This is a genomic window from Methylobacterium sp. D54C (assembly GCF_053345595.1).
Genome location: NZ_JBKFAK010000006.1, coordinates 210,980 through 230,445 on the forward strand (window position 1 = coordinate 210,980; position 19,466 = coordinate 230,445).

Genomic DNA, 19,466 nt, shown 5'->3' on the forward strand with positions numbered 1-19,466 from the left:
CCGGTCTCGGGATGGCGGCAGCACGGACGCGGTCCCGGTCTTGAGGCAGGTCAAGGTCGGCCGCCGCGAACCGCCCCTAAGCTCGGCACCATGACCTCACTGGACGCCACGCTCCCGGCGAACGCCACGCTGCCCGCCGCGTCGAGCCTCATCTACGTCGTGGACGATGACCCGGCCATCCTGCACTCGACCCGCTTCCTCTTGGAGAGCGAGGGCCACCGGGTGGAGACCTTCGCCGACGGACGCGCGCTGCTGGCCGCCTTCCCCGGCCCGCACCCGACCTTCGTCCTGCTGGACCACGTCATGCCGGGGATGGACGGGCTCGCGGTGTGGGGCCGGCTGCGGGACCTCGCTGCCGGCGTGCCCGTGATCCTGATCACCGGCCACCCCGATCCGGGCATCCGGAGCCGCGCCCGCGCCGCCGGCATACCCCTGGTCGAGAAGCCGCTGGCGTTCGACGCCCTGATGGGCATGCTCGCCGCCGGCCCGATCCCCGCCAGCCGCGCCCGTTAGGGTCCGCGGTGCCCGCTCGGGACGACCGACCGTCGGCCCGCCGACGCGGCGGCGGGTGTGGTCGTCGACCCGGCACGGGCAGGCTCCGCCGGATCGACGACAGGCCGGTGGCGGTCCGCCCGACGGCGCTCCGACACTCAGATCAATGATCGCACCATCTAAACGTGCAACCTATCAATCAAGCCGAACAAGATATTGGACCAACGGTCGGCCGTGCGTCTATCTCGCGTCGGAACGAGGGATCACGCCATGTTCGACCTCGACCAGGACTATCCCCGCGACATGGTCGGATACGGCCGGCATCGACCGGACCCGGCCTGGCCCGGGGGCAAGCGCGTCGCCGTCCAGTGCGTCATCAACTACGAGGAGGGCGGCGAGAACTGCATCCTCCACGGTGACGCGGCGTCCGAGGCCTTCCTCTCCGAGATCGTCGGGGCCCTGCCCTGGCCGGGGAAGCGCCACGCCAACATGGAGTCGATCTACGAGTACGGCGCCCGCGCCGGCTTCTGGCGCCTCTGGCGCGCGTTCACGCGCCGCAACCTCCCGGTCACGGTCTTCGGCGTAGCCTCGGCGATGCAGCGCAACCCCGAGGCCGTCGCCGCGATGGTCGAGTCCGGCTGGGAGATCGCCAGCCACGGCCTGCGCTGGATCGACTACCGCGACCACAGCCCGGAGGCCGAGCGCGCCGACATCGACGCCGCCGTCGCGCTGCAGGCATCGCTGACGGGCAGCAGGCCCCTCGGCCTGTACCAGGGGCGCACCTCCGCGAACACGCTCGCCATCGGCGCCGCCGAGGGCGGATTCCTGTACCTCGCCGATTCCTACGCCGACGATCTGCCCTACTGGCTGCGGATCGGGGGGCGTCAGCAGCTCGTCGTCCCCTACACCCTCGACGCCAACGACATGCGGTTCGCCACCGCCCAGGGCTTCAACAACGGCGACCAGTTCTTCGGCTACCTCAAGGACACGTTCGACGTCCTGTACCGCGAGGGCGAGGCGGGACGGGGCGGCATCATGTCGGTGGGGCTGCACTGTCGCCTGGTCGGGCGTCCGGGGCGGATGGCCGCGCTGGAGCGGTTCCTCGACTACGTGGGCGATCACCCCGACGCCTGGGTGACCACGCGGCTGGACATCGCCCGTCACTGGATCGCGGCCCACCCGCCGCGCGGCGGCTACCGGCCGACCCGCATGGGCCGCGCCCTGTTCGGCGCGGTCTTCGGCCCGGTCTGCGCCGGGCTGGCCGACGCGTCGTCCGCGGCGGGCGTGGCGATGGCGGAGCGGGTCCACGCGGCCGGACTCCCCGCGGAGGCGGACGACCCGTCCGGCCTGGCCCGGCTCCTCGCGGAGGCCGCGGGCGCCCCGGCCGACGCGGGCAGCCTCCGGACCCGCCTCGCGGCGGTCGTCGCGGGATAGAAAAGTCGACGTCGCGACCGGGACTTGGAGGTCCGAACTCGGTCGTGATCTGTATTCAGGTCGTGTTTTCAGAACTCAGGAGACGGAGAGTTCCAGGTTTTGCATGGCGGTCCCAGCGGGTCGTCAGCGTCACGGAAAAAGCCCGGCAACAGGGCTGCGCCAGTCAGGGAGAAACGCCATGTACGCACAGGTTGAGGCCGCCGGCATCAGCACGGCCGTGTCGGACGAACGGGAAGCCGTCGTCATCAAGCCGAGCTACGATCCGGATCTCGTGAACAAGGATCTGGCCCCGCTGCGCAAGCAGACCTGGGGCACCTACAACATCTTCGCCTTCTGGATGTCTGACGTCCACAGCGTCGGCGGATACGTGACCGCCGGCTCCCTGTTCTCGCTGGGCCTCGTGAGCTGGCAGGTGCTGATCGCCCTGCTCGTCGGCATCGTGATCGTCCAGATCTTCTGCAACCTCGTCGCCAAGCCGAGCCAGCAGACCGGCACGCCCTATCCGGTGATCTGCCGCGCTTCCTTCGGGGTCAAGGGCGCCAACATCCCGGCGATCATCCGCGGGTTGATCGCGGTCGCGTGGTACGGCATCCAGACCTACCTCGCCTCGGCGGCGCTGACGGTGGTGGCGCTCCGCTTCTACCCCGAACTCGCCGTCTACGCCGACGTCAAGCAGTACGGCTTCGCCGGCCTGTCGGGTCTGGGCTGGGCCGCCTTCATGACGCTCTGGGTCCTGCAGGCGCTGGTCTTCTGGCGCGGCATGGAGGCGATCCGCGTGTTCATCGACTGGGCGGGGCCGGCGGTCTACGTGGTGATGATCGCGCTCGCCGCGTACCTCGTCGCCAAGGCCGGGATCGGCGAGATCGGGCTGACCCTGGGCACCGTGAAGTATACCGGCTGGGACGCCCTGCCGGTGATGATCAACGCCGTCGCCCTCGTGGTCTCCTACTTCTCCGGGCCGATGCTGAACTTCGGCGACTTCTCGCGCTACGGCGCGAGCTTCGAGGCGGTGAGGAAGGGTAACTTCTGGGGTCTCCCGGTGAACTTCCTCGGGTTCTCGCTCCTGACGGTCGTCACCGCCTCGGCGACGGTTCCGGTCTTCGGCCACCTGATCACCGACCCGGTGGAGACGGTGAGCCGCATCGACAGCACCTTCGCGGTCGTGCTCGGCGCCTTCACCTTCATGACCGCGACCATCGGGATCAACATCGTCGCGAACTTCGTCTCGCCCGCGTTCGACTTCTCGAACGTGTCGCCGCGGCGGATCTCGTGGCGCATGGGCGGGATGATCGCGGCCGTCGGCTCGATCTTCATCACGCCCTGGAACCTCTACAACAATCCCGCTGTGATCCACTACACGCTCGACGTCCTCGGCGCGTTCATCGGCCCGCTGTTCGGGATCCTGATCGCCGACTTCTACTTCGTGAAGAAGCAGAAGGTGGTCCTCGACGACCTCTACACGATGAGCCCCGCCGGGACGTACTGGTACAGTGGCGGATACAACCGCGCCGCGGTGACCGCCATGATCCCCTCGGCCCTCATCCCCGTGCTCTGCGTGATCCTGCCGGGCCTGGAGGGCGTGGCGAACTTCACGTGGTTCATCGGGTGCGCCCTGGGCTTCGCGATCTACACCGCCCTCATGCGCCGCCCCGCGGGCGCGGCCCGTCCTGCCTGAGGCCGTCCTGCCTGAGGCCGTCCGGATCTGGACCCGCCCCGGTCCGGATCGGAGACACGAACGGCCCGGCGGCGCGGCCTGACCCGCGCCGCCGGGCCCCCCGACCTCTCCATCCCCGGCCGGCTGCGTGCGGGCCTCTGCCCGGCCATCCGGCCGGCTCCCGCCACCCGAGGGCGCCATGCGGATCCTGCTGCTCAATCCGAACACCAGCACGTCTGTGACCGACCTCCTGGCCGGGCAGGTAGGGACGATGGCGGGCGCGACTGCGACCTTCGTCCCGGCCACGGCGCGGTTCGGCGCCGCCTACATCGCCAGCCGGGCGGCCCTGGCCATCGCCGGCCACGCCGCCCTCGACGCCTTCGCGGAGCACGGCCGGGACTGCGACGCGGTCTTCCTCGCCTGCTTCGGCGATCCCGGGCTGCTGGCCCTGTGCGAGGTCTCACCGGTCCCGGTGGTGGGGATGCTCGAAGCGTCGTGCCGCGAGGCCCAGCGGGTCGCCGGGCGCTACGCCATCGTGACCGGCGGGGCCCTGTGGAAGCCCATGCTCCGCGAGTGCGTCGCGAGCCTCGGCGTCGGTGACGGCCTCGCGGGCATCCGGACGATCGCGCGCACCGGCGGCGAGATCGCCAAGGACCCGGAGGCGGCGCTGTCCGACCTCGCGGCCGCCTGCCGGGCCTGCGCCGAGGAGGATCGCGCCGAGGCGGTGATCCTCGGCGGCGCCGCCCTGGTCGGCCTCGCGGCCCGCCTGCAGCCGCACGTGCCGGTCCCGGTCCTGTGCTCGGTCACGTCGGGGGTGAAGGCGGTCGTCGCCGCCGCGGCCGCGCCCTACCGGCGCCCGCCCGCCGTCGCCGCGGACAATGTCGGCCTCGGCCACGCCCTCGCGACGCTGCTCGCGCCGCGCGAAGCCATCGTCTGAGACGGGGCGGGCGGCCCGCCGGCGCGAGACTGGCAGCCGTCCTGCATCGCTCGGAATTCCAACGCCCTATTCCGGATGGGGCAACCCTGTGGGGCCAGCCATGACGATCCAGGCGCACCACGCGACCGACATGCCGGCCCTCGCGGCGCCCGCGCGCCTGGACGACGCCTACCGCCGGATCACGTGGCGGCTGCTGCCGTTCCTGATGGTCCTGTGGATCCTGTCCTGGATCGACCGGGTCAACATCGGCTTCGCCAAGCTGCAGATGCTGGCCGAGCTCCGGTTCAGCGAGACCGTCTACGGCATCGGCGCGGGGATCTTCTTCATCGGCTACTTCCTGTGCGAGGTGCCGAGCAACCTGCTGCTGGAGCATATCGGCGCCCGCAAGACGATCGCGCGGATCACCCTGCTGTGGGGGCTCTGCTGCGTGGCGATGATGTTCGTCACCACGCCGGCGTTCTTCTACGTCCTGCGCTTCCTGCTCGGCGTCTTCGAGGCCGGATTCTATCCCGGCGTCATCCTGTACCTGACCTACTGGTATCCGAGCGAGCGCCGGGCGAAGGTGTTCGGGCTGTTCATGTCCGCCTCGGCGCTGGCCGGCGTCATCGGGGGGCCGCTCGCGGGCGCGATCATGTCGGGGATGCACGGCGTCAACGGCTGGTCCGGCTGGCAGTGGGTGTTCCTGCTCGAGGGCATCCCGTCGATCCTGGCCGGGATCGTCACGCTGTTCTACCTCACGGACCGGCCCGCCAAGGCCGGCTGGCTGACGGCGGAGCAGAAGGCGCTGGTCGAGGCCGACCTCGCGCGCGACGCCGCGGCCCTCGGCCACCGCGAGCACCGCATCCTCGCCTCGCTGAAGGACGCGCGCGTCTGGCAGTGCATCGCGATCTTCTTCTGCATCGTCACGGCGAACTCGGCCCTGACCTTCTTCGGCCCGAGCGTGGTGCGCGACGCCGGCTTCACCGACCCGCTGACGGTCGGCTGGATCATGTCGGCCGCCTATCTCTGCGGCGGCGCCGGGATGATCCTCAACGGCCGCCACTCGGACCGGACCGGCGAGGCGCGGCTGCATTGCGGGGTCCCGGCCTTCGTCGGGGCACTGGCCATCGCGCTCACCGGCGTCTTCATCGCGGGCGCGCCGGTCCTCGCGCTGCTCATGCTCGGGGTGGCGATCGTCGGCACGATGAGCGCGATCCCGGTCTTCTGGCAGATCCCCGGCCGCTTCCTCGCCGGGTCGGCGGCCGCGGCCGGCATCGCGCTCATCAACTCGGTGGCCAATCTCGCGGGCTTCGGAGCGCCGGCGGCGATGGGTTACCTGCGCGAGCAGACCGGCTCGATCGCGACCGGCCTCTGGCTGGTCGCCGCCGTCGAGGCCGCGGCGCTCGTCCTGATCCTGGCCTTCGTCCCGCCGGCGACGCCGGAGATGGGTCGGCGCGCCCGGGCCCGCGCGGCGCACGAGCCGGCGTGAACCGCAGCACGAGAGGGAGGCTTTCTTGGAACACGGACCCGAACGACACGCTCTGACGCGGCGCGGCCTCGTCGCGACGGGGCTGGGCGCCGCGGCCGCGGTCTCCGCGGGCCCGGCGCTGGCGCAGGGCGCGCCCGCTCCGGCGGCGGCTCCGGCCGATGCTCCGGCCGGTGCCCCGACCAAGCCCGGCACGCTGAACACCGCGCCCGTGTCGCAGGCCGGCCTCTCGCCGCGGCTGACCCTGCACGCCATCGACAATTTCCACGGCACGCCCGGCGCCGGGATGGTCTGCGACCTCGCGATGCACGACGGCACCGGCTACCGGCCGATCCGGACGGTCACCACCGCGCCGAACGGCCGGACCGCCGAGCCGCTCCTGGTCGACGAGGCCTTCAAGGCGGGCCGCTACGAGCTGGTGCTGCACCTCGAGGCGTATTTCGCGAACCTGGGCGTGAAGCTCCCGACCCCGAACTTCCTCGGCCTCGTGCCGATCCGGTTCCGGATCCGCGACGCGAGCCAGCGCCACCACCTGCCGGTGCTGTTCACGCCCTGGGGCTATTCCTACTACCGCGGCAGCTGACCCGTCCGATCCCCGACGCGACAAGGAGACCCGGCATGGCGGGCATCACCACACACGTCCTCGACACCGATCGCGGCCGCCCCGTCGCGGGGGTCCGGATCGACTTCTCCGTCCTCGAGAACGGCCAGTGGCGGCTCGTGAAGAGCGTCGTCACCAACGCCGACGGCCGGACCGACGCGCCGATCCTCCCGGCCGACAAGGCCGAGACCGGCCAGTATCAGCTGGAATTCTTCGTCGACCCTTATTTCCTGGGCCGGGCCGGCACGGCGGAGGCCGACATCTTCATCGACAACCCGGTCGTGCGGTTCGCCGTCTTCGACGCCAAGCAGCATTACCACGTGCCGATGCTGTGCGCCCCGTCGAGCTTCACCACCTATCGCGGAAGCTGAGCGGCATGATCGACCTCGACCGCCTCAACGCCCTCGAGCGCGACGCCTTCGTCGCGTATCTCGGCGGCGTCTTCGAGCACGCGCCCTGGGTCGCCCGGGCCGCCCACGGCGCGGCGCCCTTCGCCGACCTCGCCGCTCTCCACGGGGCGATGATGGCGGCCGTGCGCGCGGCGCCGCCGGACGTGCGCCTGGCCTTCCTCAACGGCCATCCCGAACTCGCCGGTCCGGAAGCCCGGGCCCGGGCGATGACCGCCGATTCCGCGCAGGAGCAGGGCAGCGCCGGCCTCGACCGGCTGACGGAGGCGGACGCGGCGGCCTTCGACCGGCTGAACGCCGCCTACCGGCACCGGTTCGGCTTCCCGTTCATCGTCGCCGTGCGCGGCCGGGACCTGCGCGAGATCCGCGCGCTGTTCGAGGAGCGCCTCGCGCGCGCGGTCGCGGACGAGGAGGCGACGGCCCTGGAGGAGATCGGCGCGATCACCCGGATGCGGCTCGACCGGCTGGTGCGGCCGGTCTAGCGCGGCGCCCCGCGGCGATTTCGATCTTGGCCGGCCGGTCGGGCGCGTCCATGCTGGGCGCGGTCGGGACCGCTGTCCCGGTTCGAGGGCTGCATGAAGCGACTGGACGTGGCCGTCATCGGCGGCTCGATCGCCGGGCTGACCACGGCGTGCCTGCTCGCGCGGAGCGGCCACGCCGTCACGGTGTTCGAGCGGTCGGCGGCCGCGCTCACGGGCCGCGGGGCGGGGATCGTCACGCATCCCGGCCTCCGGGCGGTGCTGGCGCGCTGCGGTGCTCCGGCCGGGGCAGGCGAGCTCGGCGTCACCGTCGAGGGCCGCCGGGTCCTCGACCGGGACGGGACCGTGATCGCGGAGCGGAGCCTGCCGCAGGTGCTGGCGAGCTGGGGACGGCTCTACGGGCTGCTCCTGGACGCCGCGCCCCCGGACAGCGTCCGCTACGGCGCGGCGCTCGCCGCGGTCGAATCCGACGGCGCGCGCGTCGTCGCCTTCTTCGAGGACGGTCGCCGGATCTCCGCGGATCTCCTCGTCGGCGCCGACGGGCAGTTCTCGACGGTGCGGTCACGGTTCCTGAGCGGTGTCGCGCCGCGCTACGCCGGCTACGTGGCGTGGCGCGCCGTCGTCGACGCGGCGGCCCTCGCGCCGGCGACCCGGGAGGCGATCGGCGGCCATTTCGCGTTCTGCCTGCCTCCGGGCGAGCAGATCCTCGGCTATCCCGTGCCCGGGCGCGCGGACGAGGCCGCCGGGCTGTGCTTCAACGCGGTCTGGTACAGGCCGACCGAGGAGGCCGCGCTCGCCGCGATGCTGACCGATACCGGCGGCGTCCGCCACGCCCTCTCCATCCCGCCGGGCCGCATCAAGGCCGCGGTGCTGGAGTCGATGCGCGCCGACGCGGCGCGGATCCTCGCGCCGCCCTTCGCCGAGGTCATGCTGCGCGCCGAGCAGCCGTTCCTGCAGGCGATCCTGGACATCGAGACGCCGACCATGATCCCGGCGCGCGGCGTCGCGCTGATCGGCGACGCCGCCTTCGTGGCCCGGCCCCATGTCGGGATGGGCGTGACCAAGGCCATGGAGGACGCCGCCGCCCTCGCGGACGCCCTGGACGCGGCCGGCGGCGACGTGGACGCCGCGCTCACGGCCTTCGAGGCGCGCCGACGCGCCTACGGCGCGGCCGTCGTGGCGCGGGGACGCGATCTCGGCGCGTACCTGCAGGCGCAGCAGCGCGGCGCGGCCGAGCGGGCGGCGGCGGAGCGGTTCCGCAGCCCCGAGGCGGTGATGGCCGGGACGGCGGTGCCGCCCGATGTCCCCCGCGCTTAGGCCGCGCGGCGGGTCGCCTCCGCGCGCACGGCGGCCGGGAGCACGAGGGGCGGGTTCGCGCTGTCCAGGAACTCGACGGTGGTGAAGATCAGCTCCGTGTCGCCGATATTGGCGAGGTCGTGGGTCATCGACTCGCCCGGCCCGAACGACAGGTGCTGGATGTCGCCCGCGCGGTAATCGACCTCCGCGACCCGCCCGTCGCCGTAATGCGAGCGGGCCCGCCCCGCCGTCACCGCGGTCCAGAAATAGTCGAGCACGTGCGTGTGGAAGCCGATCCGCGCGCCGGGCGCCAGGACGATGGTCCAGACCCGGGAGCGGTCATCCTCCGAGAGCAGCCGGGTGCCGACGCAGCCGTTGTCCCGCGCCGCCGCGTATTCCTGTGCCAAGTGGGGCGGCAGCGCCGCCGGTTCCGTTCCCTGGGTCATGGCGTTCCTCCGGCCCGCGAGGCTAACGCAGTTCCCGCGAAAGTCATCGCCGCGGCGGCCCGCTTCGGTGACGCGGGCGGGCCGGACCGGCGCCTCCCGTGATCCGGGGATCCCGGGACGGCCCTACAGCGCGTCGGACGACCGCGCCGCCGTCACCACCCGGCGGTGGGTGGCGAGCAGCCCCGGAAGCGCGGCGTCGAGCATGGCGGCCCGGACCGCGTCGCGGTCCGCCGTGCCGTCCATGCCGTAGACCCGCGAGCGCAGGCCGACGTAGACCAGCGCGCCGTGGATGCCGAACAGGAGCTCGAACTCGTCCGCGGCGAGCGGCTGCACCTCAGGGTCCGGCAGGTTCGACTCGGCGCGCATCCCGGCGAGCAGCGGCGCGAAGATGCGCGCGCGGACCATGCCGAGGTAGCGGCTCGGCAGATCGAACCCCTTGAGGCCGGCCGACACGAAGATCCGCAGCCACGCGTAGTCGTCGATCCGGCGCTGGTAGTCGATCTCGAAGCGCCGGAAGCGCTCGAGGACGGGGAGCGCGGTGTCGCGCACCGTCGCCTCCCAGCCGGGATCCCAGCGCCTGAGATAGACCTCCTCGTAGATGCGCTCGATCAGCGCCGCCTTGGTCGGGAAGTAGCGGAACAGCAGCGGCTGCGTGATGCCCAGCCGGCGGGCGAGCTCCCGGGTGTGCCCGTCGAGGCCGACCTCGGCGAAGTAGGCGACCGCGCCCTCGACGATCTGGCGCTCGCGGGCCTCCGGCGTCAGCCGCCGGCCGGTCGGCACGCGACCGTCACTGTCCGCCGGCCTGCTTGACGCCATCTCGGTTTCGCCTTCTATTGAGCGAACGATCAATAAGGGCCTCCAGCCTGTCCCATCGGGGCGGTCATGGGCAAGCCCATCGGGAGGAGGACCAGGGCTTGAAGGCGCCCGACTTCGCCTACGCGCGTCCGGCCTCGCTCGACGCGGCGCTGGCCCTGCTCGCCGAGCACGGGGAGGACGCCGTTCCGCTGGCGGGCGGCCAGAGCCTCGTCACGGCCCTCAACATGCGGCTCTCGGCGCCCGGCCTGCTGGTCGACCTCAACGCGATCCCCGAACTCACCGGCGTCTCGGAGGCCGGCGGCGCGGCCGGCGGCATTGTGCGGATCGGCGCCATGACGCGCCACCGCGACGTCGGGACCGCGGCGCTCGTGCGCGAGCGCCTGCCGCTGCTCGCCGCCGCCCTGCCCCACATCGCCCATCCGGCGATCCGCAACCGCGGCACGATCGGCGGCTCGGTAGCGCTGGCCGACCCGGCCACCGAGTGGCCCGCCTGCTGCCTCGCCGCGGGCGCCTCGATCGTGGTGCGCGGGCCGGGGGCCGAGCGGCGCGTCCCGGCGGACGATTTCTTCCAGGGCCTCTACACGACGGCCCTGGAGCCCGGCGAGATCGTCACGGCGATCGAGTTCCCGGTTCCGGGGGCCGACGCGGTCTGGGGCTTCGAGGAACTGTCGCGCCGCCACGGCGACTACGCCCTCGTCGGCCTCGCGGCGACCGGGCGGCGAGGCGAAGGCGGCCTGTCGGACCTGCGCCTCGCCTTCTTCGGGGTGGCCGACCGGCCGGTGCTCGCCCGCGCCGCCGCGGCGGCCCTGGAGGCCGGCGACCTCGCGGGTGCCCAGGCGGCGCTCGCCGGTGAGCTCGACCCGCCGGACGACCCGACGACCAAGGCCGCGACGCGGCTCCACCTCGCCCGCGTGATCCTCGGCCGCGTGGCGGCGAGGATGCGCGGCGGCAGCGCGCAGGAGGGCGGTCCCGATGGCGTCTGAGAGCCCCGACCGCGCGCACGCGGTCGCCTTCACGCTGAACGGGGAGGCCGTGCGGGCGCATGTCCCCGCCCGGATGCATCTCGGCGACCTGCTGCGCCAGTCCTTCGGCCTCACCGGCGTGCATCTCGGCTGCGAGCACGGCGTCTGCGGCGCCTGCACGATCCTGGTCGACGGCCGGGCGGTGCGGTCCTGCCTGATGCTCGGCGTCCAGGCCGACGGCGCCACTGTCGAGACCGTGGAGGGCCTGACCGAGAGCGGGCGCATCCGCGACCTGCAGGACGCCTTCCACGCCCGCAACGCCCTGCAATGCGGCTACTGTACCCCCGGGATGCTGGTGACGGCCGCCGAGCTCCTGGACGACGCGGACGCGGCCACCTCGCGCGAGGCGATCCGCGCGGCGATCGCGGGCAATTACTGCCGCTGCACCGGCTACCACGCCATCGTCGACGCCATCGCGGCGACCGCCGAGGCGCGCCGCAATCCCGGCCGGGAGGCCGCCGAATGAGCGCGGACCTGAGCGGCCTCACCTTCCTCGACCGTCCGAACAGCTATATCGGCCGCTCGGTCCCGCGGCCGAACGCGCGGCGCCTGCTCGAGGGACGGGGCGTCTACGTGGACGACGTGGCCGTCGCCCGCCTCGGCCACGTCGCCTTCCTGCGCAGCCCCCACGCCCACGCCCGCATCGTCGCCCTGGACACCGCGGACGCCAAAGCGATGCCCGGCGTGATCGCCGTGGTGACGGGGCCCGAACTGGCGGCCGTGTGCACGCCGTGGGTCGGCGTGCTCGGCCACTTCAAGGGCCTGCGCTCGGCGCCCCAGCACGCCCTGGCCCTCGACCGGGTGACCTGGGTCGGCGAGCCGTTCTGCGCGGTCGTCGCGCACGGCCGGGCCGAGGCCGAGGACGCGCTCGCGGCGATCACGGTCGAGTTCGACCCGCTCCCCGCCGTCGTCGACATGGAGACGGCGCTCGATCCCGCGACGCCCGCGATCCACGCCGAGCTCGGCGACAACCTCGCCTTCGAGCGCGTCCTCGACGTCGGCGACGTCGACGCGGCCTTCCGCGACGCGGCCCTGGTGGTCGAGGAGACCTTCCAGTTCGGCCGGCACACGGGCGTGTGCCTGGAGCCGCGGGCGATCCTGGCCGACTGGGCGGCGGCGGACGGGATGCTCACCGTCCACCACTCCTTCCAGGCGCCGCACATGATGCAGGACATCCTGTGCAAGCACCTCGCCCTCCCCGAGGGGGCGGTGCGGGTGATCTGCAAGGATGTCGGCGGGTCCTTCGGGATCAAGGTCCACATCTACCCCGACGAGATGGCGACCTGCGCGCTGGCGCTGATGCTGAAGCGCCCGGTCAAGTTCGTCGCGGACCGGCTGGAGAGCTTCCAGAGCGACATTCATGCCCGCGACCACCGGGTCACCGCCCGGATGGCCTTCTCGGCCGAGGGCGACATCCTCGCCCTCGACATGGACGACCTCACGGGCATCGGGCCCTACTCGGTCTACCCGCGCACCAGCGCGGTCGAGGCCAACCAGGTCGTCAACCTGACCGGCGGCCCCTACCGGCACCGGCACTACCGGGCCCGGGCCCGGGTCGTGCTCCAGAACAAGGCGCCGACCTGCCAGTACCGGGCGGTGGGGCACCCGATCGCCACGATGGTGGCCGAGGGGCTCGTCGATCTCGGCGCCGCCCGCCTCGGCCTCGATCCTTTGGCCGTGCGCGAGCGCAACGTCATCCCGGACGACGCCTATCCCTGCGCGGGCGTCTCGGGGATCAAGCTGGAGAAGCTGTCCCACCAGGCGGCGCTCGCCAAGCTCAAGGCGATGATGGACTACGACGGCCTCCGGGCCGAGCAGGCGGACCTGCGCCGGCGGGGGATCCACCGCGGCATCGGGCTCGCGGCCTTCATCGAGATCACCAACCCGTCGGCGGCCTTCTACGGGGTCGGCGGCGCGCGCATCTCCTCCCAGGACGGCTGCACGATCCGGCTCGATCCGCAGGGGGGTGTCGTCGCGTCGGTCAGCGTCACCGAGCAGGGCCAGGGCACCGAGGGCATCATCGCGCAGATCGTGGCCACCGCCACGGGCGTGCCGATGGACAAGGTCCGGGTGATCTCCGGCGACACGCAGGCGACGCCCTACGGCGGCGGGACTTGGGCCTCGCGCGGGGCCGGCATCGGCGGCGAGGCCGCGTGGCAGGCCGGCAAGGCGCTGCGCGGCAACGTCCTGGCGGTGGCGGGCGCGATCCTGCAGGCCGATCCGGAAAGCCTCGACGTCCGCGACGGCGCCGTGGTGGACGCAGGCACCGGGACCGAGCGCATGCCGCTCGCGGAGCTCGGCCGCATCGTCTACTTCCGCCCCGACACGCTGCCGCCGGGGGTGCAGCCCGAATTCGTGGCGACCCGGCACTACGTGCCCAAGGACTACCCCTTCGCCTTCACCAACGGCGTGCAGGCCTCCTACGTCGAGGTCGACACCGAGACGGGCTTCGTGCGGCTGCTCAAGCACTGGTGCGTCGAGGATTGCGGCACCGTGCTCAACCCGCTCCTCGTCGACGAGCAGATCCGCGGCGGCATCGTCCAGGGGATCGGCGGGGCCCTGTTCGAGCACTGCCTCTACGACGGCGAGGGGCAGCTGCTGAACGGGTCGATGGCCGACTACCTCGTGCCGATGGCCGGCGAGATGCCCGATATCGACGTCGCCCACGTGGTCTCGGCCACCGCGTCGTCCGAGATCGGCGCCAAGGGCGCGGGCGAGGCCGGCACCGCCGGCGCGCCGGCGGCGGTCGTCAACGCCATCAACGACGCGCTCGCGCCGCTGAACGCCCGTGTCGCGCGCCAGCCGGTGACGCCCGAGGTCGTGCTGGAGGCGCTGGGACTGATCTGAAACCGGCTGCGGGCTTCCCGTCTTTGCGAGCGCAGCGAAGCAACCCAGGGCAGCGGGACGCTGCCGAACGTGGCGGATCCCTGGATCGCTTCGCTGCGCTCGCGAGGACGGATGACCCTTTCGGGTCAGGACACATCGAGCATCACGGGGCACGGTCCGCCGAAGAGACCGGTCCCGACGAGGAAACGCCGACGGAGGGACGGGAATGGGAACGGGCTTCGACAGGCGCCGGCTGCTCCAGGGCAGCGCCGCCGCATCCGCGCTGGCGCTCGCCGCCCCGGCGCTCCTGCGCTCCGCGATCGCGCAAGGCGGTTCGACCGGAGGCCCGATCCGGATCGGCTTCCCGGTGCCGCTCACCGGCGCCTTCGGGGCCGAGGCGAACGACCAGGTCCGCGCCGCCCAGCTCGCCGTCAAGGCATTCAACGAGGCCGGCGGCTTCCAGGGCCGCACGGCCGAGCTCCTCGTGCGCGACGACAAGCTCAACCCCGGCGAGGCGGCGACCCGGACCCTCGAGCTGATCGAGAAGGACAAGGTCAACTTCCTGGTCGGCGGCCTCTCGGCGGCCGTGACCCTGTCGATCAACAACGTCGCCCGCGAGCGCGGCGTCATCTACAACTCGATCAGCCAGTCCGACGCGATCAACGAGGCCAAGGATTTCGGCCGCACGACCTTCCACGAGGCCCTGAACCCGCACATGACCGCGGGCGCGGTCGGCCGCTACGTCTTCCCGAAATCGGGCAAGCGCGTCGCCTTCCTCAGCGCCGACTACGCGTACGGCCACGAGATGATGCGCGGCTTCAAGCGCGCCGGCGAGGCCTCGGGCATCGAGGTCGTGGCCGACATCCGCCACCCGATCGGCGCCTCCGACTACTCGGCCTTCCTGCCCCGGATCGCCGCGCTCAAGCCCGACGTGCTCTGCCTGTGCAATTTCGGCCGGGACCAGGTCGTCTCGATCCAGCAGGCGACCGAGTTCGGCCTGAAGCGCACCACCAAGCTCGTCGCGCCGGTCCTGCTCTTCACCGCCCGCAAGGCCGGCGGCGACGCCTTCGACGGCGTGATCGGCGGCACCTCCTACTACTGGCGCCTGGAGGACAGCGTGCCCTCCGCCAAGGCGTTCAACGACCGGTTCCGCGCCGCCTACAACGGCGCCGTCCCGTCGGATTACGGGGCGCTGGGCTATGCCGGCGTCCGCTCGGTGCTGGAGGGCGTGAAGGCCGCCGGGTCGGTCGAGACCGACAAGGTCGTGGCCGCCATGGAGGCGCTGAAGGCCGACTTCTACAAGGGGCCGCAGAGCTTCCGGAAATGCGACCACCAGTCGGTGCAGTCGGTCCTGATCGTCGAGGCGAAGTCGAAGGACATGAAGACTCCGGACGACGTCTTCACGATCCTCGGCACGGAGGGGCCCGACGAGCGCTTCCTGCGCGGCTGCGACGAACTCGGGCACAAGGCGTGAGGCGCCCCATGCGAACCCGCGGGAGGGCGCGGCCTTGAGCGACATCACGATCGGCGGCTTCCCCCTCGATCTCCTCGCCCTCCAGCTCGTGACCGGCATCGCGCTGGGGGCGATCTACGTGCTCGTCGGCATCGGCCTGTCGCTGATCTTCGGGCTGATGAACGTCGTCAACTTCGCCCACGGCGCGTTCTTCATGGTCGGCGCCTATGTCGGCGTCTTCCTGTACGGCTACACCGGCAGCTTCTGGCTGAGTCTCGTCGCGGCGCCGCTGGCGATGGGGCTCCTCGGGCTCGCCGTGGAGCGCGTGCTCGTGCGCCCCCTCTACGGGCGCGGCATCGACGACCCGCTGCTCCTCACCTTCGGCCTGTCGTACGTGATGGTCGAGAGCGTGCGCATCGCCTTCGGGCTGACCGGCCTGCCCTTCGGCGCGCCGCCCGAGCTGCGCGGCGCGGTCGACATCGGCATCGGCTACTTCCCCCTCTACCGCCTGTTCCTGATCGGGTTCGCGCTGGCGGTGGTGGGCGCCCTGTGGCTGTTCATCGAGCGCACGCCCTTCGGCCTCGTGATCCGGGCCGGCGCCCGCGACCCGCAGATCGTGCAGGTGCTCGGCATCGAGATCACCAAGGTCTGGCTCGCGGTCTTCGCCCTGGGCTGCGCGCTCGCCGGGCTCGCCGGCATCCTCGCCGCGCCGCTGCAGGGCGTCACGCCCGAGATGGGGGTCCCGGTGCTCGCCGAGGCCTTCGTGGTCACGGTGGTCGGCGGCATGGGCTCGCTGGCCGGGGCCGTGCTCGCCGGGCTGATCGTCGGGATCGTGGTGGCGATGACGTCGCTCGTCGCCCCCGACATGACCAAGATGGCGATCTTCGCCCTCATGGCCCTGGTGCTGCTCGTGCGCCCCCGGGGCCTCCTCGGCCGGGCCGGAGCCCTCGGATGAGCGCCCGCGCCCCCGCCTCCGCCGTCACGAAGGGAGGCTCCCTTCCGGCTACCTTGCCGGCGGCCCGGCCGGGCTCCGGCCGGGCCGGGCGCCGGCTGGCGTGGTGCGGCCGGCACCGCGTCGCCCTGACGCTCGCCTTCCTCCTCGTGTTTCCCTGGATCGCGCCCTACCAGGCCCTTGCCGTGAACATCCTGGTGCTCGGGCTCTACGCCCTCGGGTTCAACCTGCTGTTCGGCTATACCGGGCTCCTGTCCTTCGGCCACGCCGCCTTCCTGGGTGGCGGCGCCTACGGCTGCGGCATCGCCATCGTCCATTACGGGCTGCACCCGGCCCTGGCCCTCGTCGCCGGCACGCTGCTCGCGACACTCATCGCCGCCGTCATGGGCGTGCTGGCGATCCGCACCCGCGGCATCTACTTCGCGATGACGACCCTGGCGCTGTCGATGTGCGTCTACTACGCCTTCTACCAGGCGGAGGCCTTCACCGGCGGCGAGAACGGTCTGCGCGGCATCAACGTGCCGACGCTGACCCTGCCGGGCTTCAGCCTCAACCTCCTCGACCCGGTGGTGAAGTACTACGTCGCGCTGGCGGTGGTCGGCGTCGCGGTCTGGCTGTTCTCGCGCCTCCTGTCGTCGCCCTTCGGGGCCGCCCTCGAGGCGATCCGCGAGAACGAGGGCCGGGCGCAGGCCTGCGGCTACGACGTGCGCCGCATGAAGCTCGCGGCCTTCGTGATCTCCGGGGCCCTGTGCGGCCTCGCGGGCGGTCTCCAGGCGATCCACCTCTCGATCGTGCCGATCGAGACGATGCACTATTCGACCTCCGGCCAGGCCGTGATGATGGCGCTGCTCGGCGGAATGGGGACCTTCTTCGGGCCCTTCGTCGGCGTCGCGACCTTCGCGCTCCTGCAGGACGGGCTCGCCACCGTGACGAGCCACTGGCAGCTCTTCGTCGGCGCCGTCTTCATCGCCTTCGTGCTGTTCCTGCCGCTCGGCATCTGGGGCGAGGTGCTGGCGCGCCTGAGGAGGGCCGGATGGTGAGCGCCGCCCCGGTCGCCGCGCCGGCCAAGGCGCCGAGTACGGCGCCGCCGATCCTCGCCACGGAGGGGCTCGGCAAGCGGTTCGGGCATTTCCGCGCCCTGTCGGACGTGACGGTCGCGTTCCCGGAGGGCGGCATCACGGCGATCATCGGGCCGAACGGGGCGGGCAAGTCGACCTTCTTCAACCTGATCTCGGGCGCCTTCCCGCCGAGCGAGGGCCGCGTGCTGTTCCGCGGGCGCGACATCACCGGGGCGGCCCCGCACGCCTTCGCCCGGATGGGCATCGCCAAGTCGTTCCAGATCACCAACGTCTTCCCGCACCTCACGGTGCGCGAGAACGTGCGGGTGGCCGCCCAGGCCCGGCGGGTCCGCTTCGCGTTCTTCCGGGACCGCGCGGCCTATCCCGAGCTGGCGGAGCGGGCCGAGGAACTCCTCGGCGAGGTCGGGCTCGGCGCCCGGATGGACCGCCTCGCGCGCGAACTCGCCCACGGCGAGCAGCGGGCCCTGGAGATCGCGGTGGCGCTGGCCGCCGAGCCGAGCCTCCTCCTCCTCGACGAGCCGACCGCCGGGATGAGCCCCGAGGAGACGCGCGAGATGATGGACCTCGTGCAGCGCCTCGCCGAGACCCGGACGCTGATCCTCGTCGAGCACAAGATGAAGCTCGTCATGGGCCTGTGCCGGCGCCTCGTCGTCCTCCACCAGGGCCAGCTCCTGGCCGAGGGCAGCCCCGACGACATCCGGGCGCATCCGGAGGTGCGCCGCGTCTACCTGGGCAACACGGCGGGCAAGATCACGGGCACGACCGCATGAGCGCCGCCGTCACGCAGCCGCTCCTGGCGGTCGAGGACCTGCGGGCGTGGTACGGCCACTCCCACATCCTGCAGGGCCTCTCGCTGGAGGTGCGCCCCGGCGAGATCGTCACGCTGGTCGGCCGCAACGGCGCCGGCAAGACCACCACGCTGAAGGCGATCATGGGCCTCGTGGCGAAGCGCGAGGGGCGCGTGACCTTCGCGGGCGCCGACATCCTCCACCGGCCGCCCCACGAGCGCTTCCACCAGGGCCTCGCCTACGTGCCGGAGGAGCGGCGCATCGTGCCGGGGCTGACCGTGGAGGAGAACCTGCGCCTCGGCATCCTGGCCGCCAGGGGGGCAGGACGGGGCGCGCGCGCGACGCGCCGCGACGAGGCGCGGCGGATCGAGGTCATCGCCGAGACCTTCCCGCGGCTGAAGCAGCGCCTGAAGCAGGAGGCGGTCACGATGTCGGGTGGCGAGCAGCAGATGCTCGCCATCGCCCGGGCGCTCATGGCCGAGCCCGTGATGGTGCTCCTCGACGAGCCCTCGGAGGGGATCATGCCGATCCTGGTCGAGGAGATGTTCGCGCAGTTCGTCGCGATGAAGCGGGCCGGCACCACGATCCTGCTCGTGGAGCAGAACGTCGAGCTCGCCCTCGACGTGTCCGACCGCGTCTACATCGTCGACGGCGGCGCCGTCGTCTACCACGCCCCCGCGGCCGCGCTGCGAGACGATCCCGAGATCCAGGCGCGCTACTGCGCGGTCTGAGCGCCCGCACCGGCCGGTGGGCGGCGCAGTGTCAGGAGGAGACCAGGATGGACATCGCTGGCGCGTATCGGATCCCGGTCGCGCGGGAGGCCGTCTGGGCGGCGCTGAACGATCCGGAGGTGCTGGCCCGCTGCATCCCCGGCTGCAAGGAGCTGGTGCAGGCCTCCCCGGAGGAGATGACGGCCAAGGTCGCCCTCAAGGTCGGGCCGGTCTCGGCGACCTTCGCGGGCACGGTCCGCCTCGAGGACTTGCGCCCCCCCGAGGGCTACAGCCTCGTCGGCCAGGGCAACGGCGGCATGGCGGGCTTCGCCAAGGGCCGCGCCGCCGTCAGCCTCGCGGCGGAGGGCGGCGAGACGCTCCTGACCTACACCGCCAAGGCCGAGGTCGGCGGCAAGATCGCGACGCTGGGCGGCCGGCTCATGCAGGCGACCGCGCGCAAGCTCGCCGACGAGTTCTTCGGCAAGTTCGCCGCCGAACTCGGAGCGACCGGCGACCCGGCCGCGCCCAGGGCGGCCGAGGCCTAGGAAAACCGCGCCTCGACCGCGCCTCGACCGCGCCGGCCGGGACGGTCGCGCCGGTCCGGCGCGT

19 protein-coding genes and 1 pseudogene are annotated in these 19,466 nt (G+C 72.4%); 18 read left to right on the forward strand and 2 right to left on the reverse strand.

What is annotated here, in order from left to right:
• The first annotated feature begins 90 nt into the window (after positions 1-90).
• The 9 genes and pseudogenes from ACLBYB_RS15785 to ACLBYB_RS15825 all read left to right on the forward strand — a co-directional run bounded on the left by ACLBYB_RS15785 (position 91) and on the right by ACLBYB_RS15825 (position 8,786).
• Positions 91-513 carry a response regulator transcription factor gene (locus tag ACLBYB_RS15785; protein WP_447699340.1) on the forward strand — a complete coding sequence of 141 codons (423 nt, stop codon included), beginning with the start codon at positions 91-93 and terminating at the stop codon, positions 511-513.
• Between the two features lie 249 nt (positions 514-762).
• A pseudogene (gene puuE / locus ACLBYB_RS15790) lies at positions 763-1,845 on the forward strand (allantoinase PuuE); the annotation flags it as partial.
• A 259-nt stretch (positions 1,846-2,104) separates the two neighbouring features.
• On the forward strand, positions 2,105-3,601 hold the full coding sequence (locus ACLBYB_RS15795) for an NCS1 family nucleobase:cation symporter-1 (protein WP_020094451.1): 1,497 nt from the start codon (positions 2,105-2,107) through the stop codon (positions 3,599-3,601).
• 178 nt (positions 3,602-3,779) lie between these two features.
• Entirely contained in the window at positions 3,780-4,517 is a 738-nt protein-coding gene (locus ACLBYB_RS15800) for an aspartate/glutamate racemase family protein (RefSeq protein WP_447699341.1), read from the forward strand.
• A gap of 100 nt (positions 4,518-4,617) precedes the next feature.
• Entirely contained in the window at positions 4,618-5,985 is a 1,368-nt protein-coding gene (locus ACLBYB_RS15805) for an MFS transporter (protein ID WP_447699342.1), read from the forward strand.
• A gap of 25 nt (positions 5,986-6,010) precedes the next feature.
• Complete coding sequence (gene uraH / locus ACLBYB_RS15810) at positions 6,011-6,565, forward strand: hydroxyisourate hydrolase (RefSeq protein ID WP_447699343.1); 555 nt, start codon at positions 6,011-6,013, stop codon at positions 6,563-6,565.
• Between the two features lie 35 nt (positions 6,566-6,600).
• Complete coding sequence (gene uraH, locus ACLBYB_RS15815) at positions 6,601-6,954, forward strand: hydroxyisourate hydrolase (RefSeq protein ID WP_447699344.1); 354 nt, start codon at positions 6,601-6,603, stop codon at positions 6,952-6,954.
• A 5-nt stretch (positions 6,955-6,959) separates the two neighbouring features.
• Positions 6,960-7,472: a 2-oxo-4-hydroxy-4-carboxy-5-ureidoimidazoline decarboxylase gene (uraD, locus tag ACLBYB_RS15820; RefSeq protein WP_447699345.1), complete on the forward strand. Its 513-nt coding sequence runs from the start codon at positions 6,960-6,962 to the stop codon at positions 7,470-7,472.
• Positions 7,473-7,565: 93 nt separating this feature from the next.
• Positions 7,566-8,786, forward strand: coding sequence for an FAD binding domain-containing protein (locus tag ACLBYB_RS15825; protein WP_447699346.1), 1,221 nt, complete (start codon positions 7,566-7,568; stop codon positions 8,784-8,786).
• Here the strand turns inward: ACLBYB_RS15825 and ACLBYB_RS15830 are convergent.
• Together ACLBYB_RS15830 and ACLBYB_RS15835 are read right to left on the reverse strand one after the other, a co-directional pair.
• Positions 8,783-9,211 carry a hypothetical protein gene (locus ACLBYB_RS15830; protein WP_447699347.1) on the reverse strand — a complete coding sequence of 143 codons (429 nt, stop codon included), beginning with the start codon at positions 9,209-9,211 and terminating at the stop codon, positions 8,783-8,785. The genes ACLBYB_RS15825 and ACLBYB_RS15830 overlap by 4 nt on opposite strands.
• Positions 9,212-9,334: 123 nt before the next feature.
• Entirely contained in the window at positions 9,335-9,991 is a 657-nt protein-coding gene (locus tag ACLBYB_RS15835; RefSeq protein ID WP_244540058.1) for a TetR/AcrR family transcriptional regulator, read from the reverse strand.
• 134 nt (positions 9,992-10,125) lie between these two features.
• Between ACLBYB_RS15835 and ACLBYB_RS15840 the strand changes: the two genes are divergently transcribed.
• The 9 genes from ACLBYB_RS15840 (at position 10,126) to ACLBYB_RS15880 (ending at position 19,402) form a co-directional block, all read left to right on the forward strand.
• Positions 10,126-11,010: an FAD binding domain-containing protein gene (locus ACLBYB_RS15840; protein WP_447699348.1), complete on the forward strand. Its 885-nt coding sequence runs from the start codon at positions 10,126-10,128 to the stop codon at positions 11,008-11,010.
• Positions 11,000-11,515, forward strand: a complete 516-nt coding sequence (locus ACLBYB_RS15845; protein WP_447699349.1) for a (2Fe-2S)-binding protein — start codon at positions 11,000-11,002, stop codon at positions 11,513-11,515. The genes ACLBYB_RS15840 and ACLBYB_RS15845 overlap by 11 nt, the downstream gene beginning before the upstream one ends.
• Positions 11,512-13,896, forward strand: a complete 2,385-nt coding sequence (locus ACLBYB_RS15850) for a xanthine dehydrogenase family protein molybdopterin-binding subunit (protein ID WP_447699350.1) — start codon at positions 11,512-11,514, stop codon at positions 13,894-13,896. The genes ACLBYB_RS15845 and ACLBYB_RS15850 overlap by 4 nt, the downstream gene beginning before the upstream one ends.
• Positions 13,897-14,101: 205 nt before the next feature.
• Positions 14,102-15,349 (forward strand): ABC transporter substrate-binding protein, encoded by a 1,248-nt coding sequence (locus ACLBYB_RS15855; RefSeq protein ID WP_091981647.1) that lies wholly within the window; start codon positions 14,102-14,104, stop codon positions 15,347-15,349.
• Between the two features lie 34 nt (positions 15,350-15,383).
• A complete protein-coding gene (locus tag ACLBYB_RS15860; protein ID WP_447699351.1) occupies positions 15,384-16,283 on the forward strand; it encodes a branched-chain amino acid ABC transporter permease in 900 nt (299 codons plus the stop codon).
• A complete protein-coding gene (locus ACLBYB_RS15865) occupies positions 16,280-17,320 on the forward strand; it encodes a branched-chain amino acid ABC transporter permease (protein WP_447699352.1) in 1,041 nt (346 codons plus the stop codon). The genes ACLBYB_RS15860 and ACLBYB_RS15865 overlap by 4 nt, the downstream gene beginning before the upstream one ends.
• A complete protein-coding gene (locus tag ACLBYB_RS15870; RefSeq protein WP_447699353.1) occupies positions 17,314-18,129 on the forward strand; it encodes an ABC transporter ATP-binding protein in 816 nt (271 codons plus the stop codon). The genes ACLBYB_RS15865 and ACLBYB_RS15870 overlap by 7 nt, the downstream gene beginning before the upstream one ends.
• On the forward strand, positions 18,126-18,878 hold the full coding sequence (locus ACLBYB_RS15875) for an ABC transporter ATP-binding protein (protein ID WP_100251662.1): 753 nt from the start codon (positions 18,126-18,128) through the stop codon (positions 18,876-18,878). Before ACLBYB_RS15870 ends, ACLBYB_RS15875 begins: the two co-directional genes overlap by 4 nt.
• Positions 18,879-18,925: 47 nt before the next feature.
• Positions 18,926-19,402: an SRPBCC family protein gene (locus tag ACLBYB_RS15880; RefSeq protein ID WP_091981639.1), complete on the forward strand. Its 477-nt coding sequence runs from the start codon at positions 18,926-18,928 to the stop codon at positions 19,400-19,402.
• Positions 19,403-19,466: the final 64 nt, after the last annotated feature.

Coding starts and splice junctions, on each gene's coding strand:
- ACLBYB_RS15785 (WP_447699340.1), top strand. CDS start 91: ATGACCTCACTGGACGCCACGCTCCCGGCGAACGCCACGCTGCCCGCC.
- ACLBYB_RS15795 (WP_020094451.1), top strand. CDS start 2,105: ATGTACGCACAGGTTGAGGCCGCCGGCATCAGCACGGCCGTGTCGGAC.
- ACLBYB_RS15800 (WP_447699341.1), top strand. CDS start 3,780: ATGCGGATCCTGCTGCTCAATCCGAACACCAGCACGTCTGTGACCGAC.
- ACLBYB_RS15805 (WP_447699342.1), top strand. CDS start 4,618: ATGACGATCCAGGCGCACCACGCGACCGACATGCCGGCCCTCGCGGCG.
- uraH (WP_447699344.1), top strand. CDS start 6,601: ATGGCGGGCATCACCACACACGTCCTCGACACCGATCGCGGCCGCCCC.
- uraD (WP_447699345.1), top strand. CDS start 6,960: ATGATCGACCTCGACCGCCTCAACGCCCTCGAGCGCGACGCCTTCGTC.
- ACLBYB_RS15825 (WP_447699346.1), top strand. CDS start 7,566: ATGAAGCGACTGGACGTGGCCGTCATCGGCGGCTCGATCGCCGGGCTG.
- ACLBYB_RS15830 (WP_447699347.1), bottom strand. CDS start 9,211: ATGACCCAGGGAACGGAACCGGCGGCGCTGCCGCCCCACTTGGCACAG.
- ACLBYB_RS15845 (WP_447699349.1), top strand. CDS start 11,000: ATGGCGTCTGAGAGCCCCGACCGCGCGCACGCGGTCGCCTTCACGCTG.
- ACLBYB_RS15850 (WP_447699350.1), top strand. CDS start 11,512: ATGAGCGCGGACCTGAGCGGCCTCACCTTCCTCGACCGTCCGAACAGC.
- ACLBYB_RS15855 (WP_091981647.1), top strand. CDS start 14,102: ATGGGAACGGGCTTCGACAGGCGCCGGCTGCTCCAGGGCAGCGCCGCC.
- ACLBYB_RS15865 (WP_447699352.1), top strand. CDS start 16,280: ATGAGCGCCCGCGCCCCCGCCTCCGCCGTCACGAAGGGAGGCTCCCTT.
- ACLBYB_RS15870 (WP_447699353.1), top strand. CDS start 17,314: ATGGTGAGCGCCGCCCCGGTCGCCGCGCCGGCCAAGGCGCCGAGTACG.
- ACLBYB_RS15875 (WP_100251662.1), top strand. CDS start 18,126: ATGAGCGCCGCCGTCACGCAGCCGCTCCTGGCGGTCGAGGACCTGCGG.
- ACLBYB_RS15880 (WP_091981639.1), top strand. CDS start 18,926: ATGGACATCGCTGGCGCGTATCGGATCCCGGTCGCGCGGGAGGCCGTC.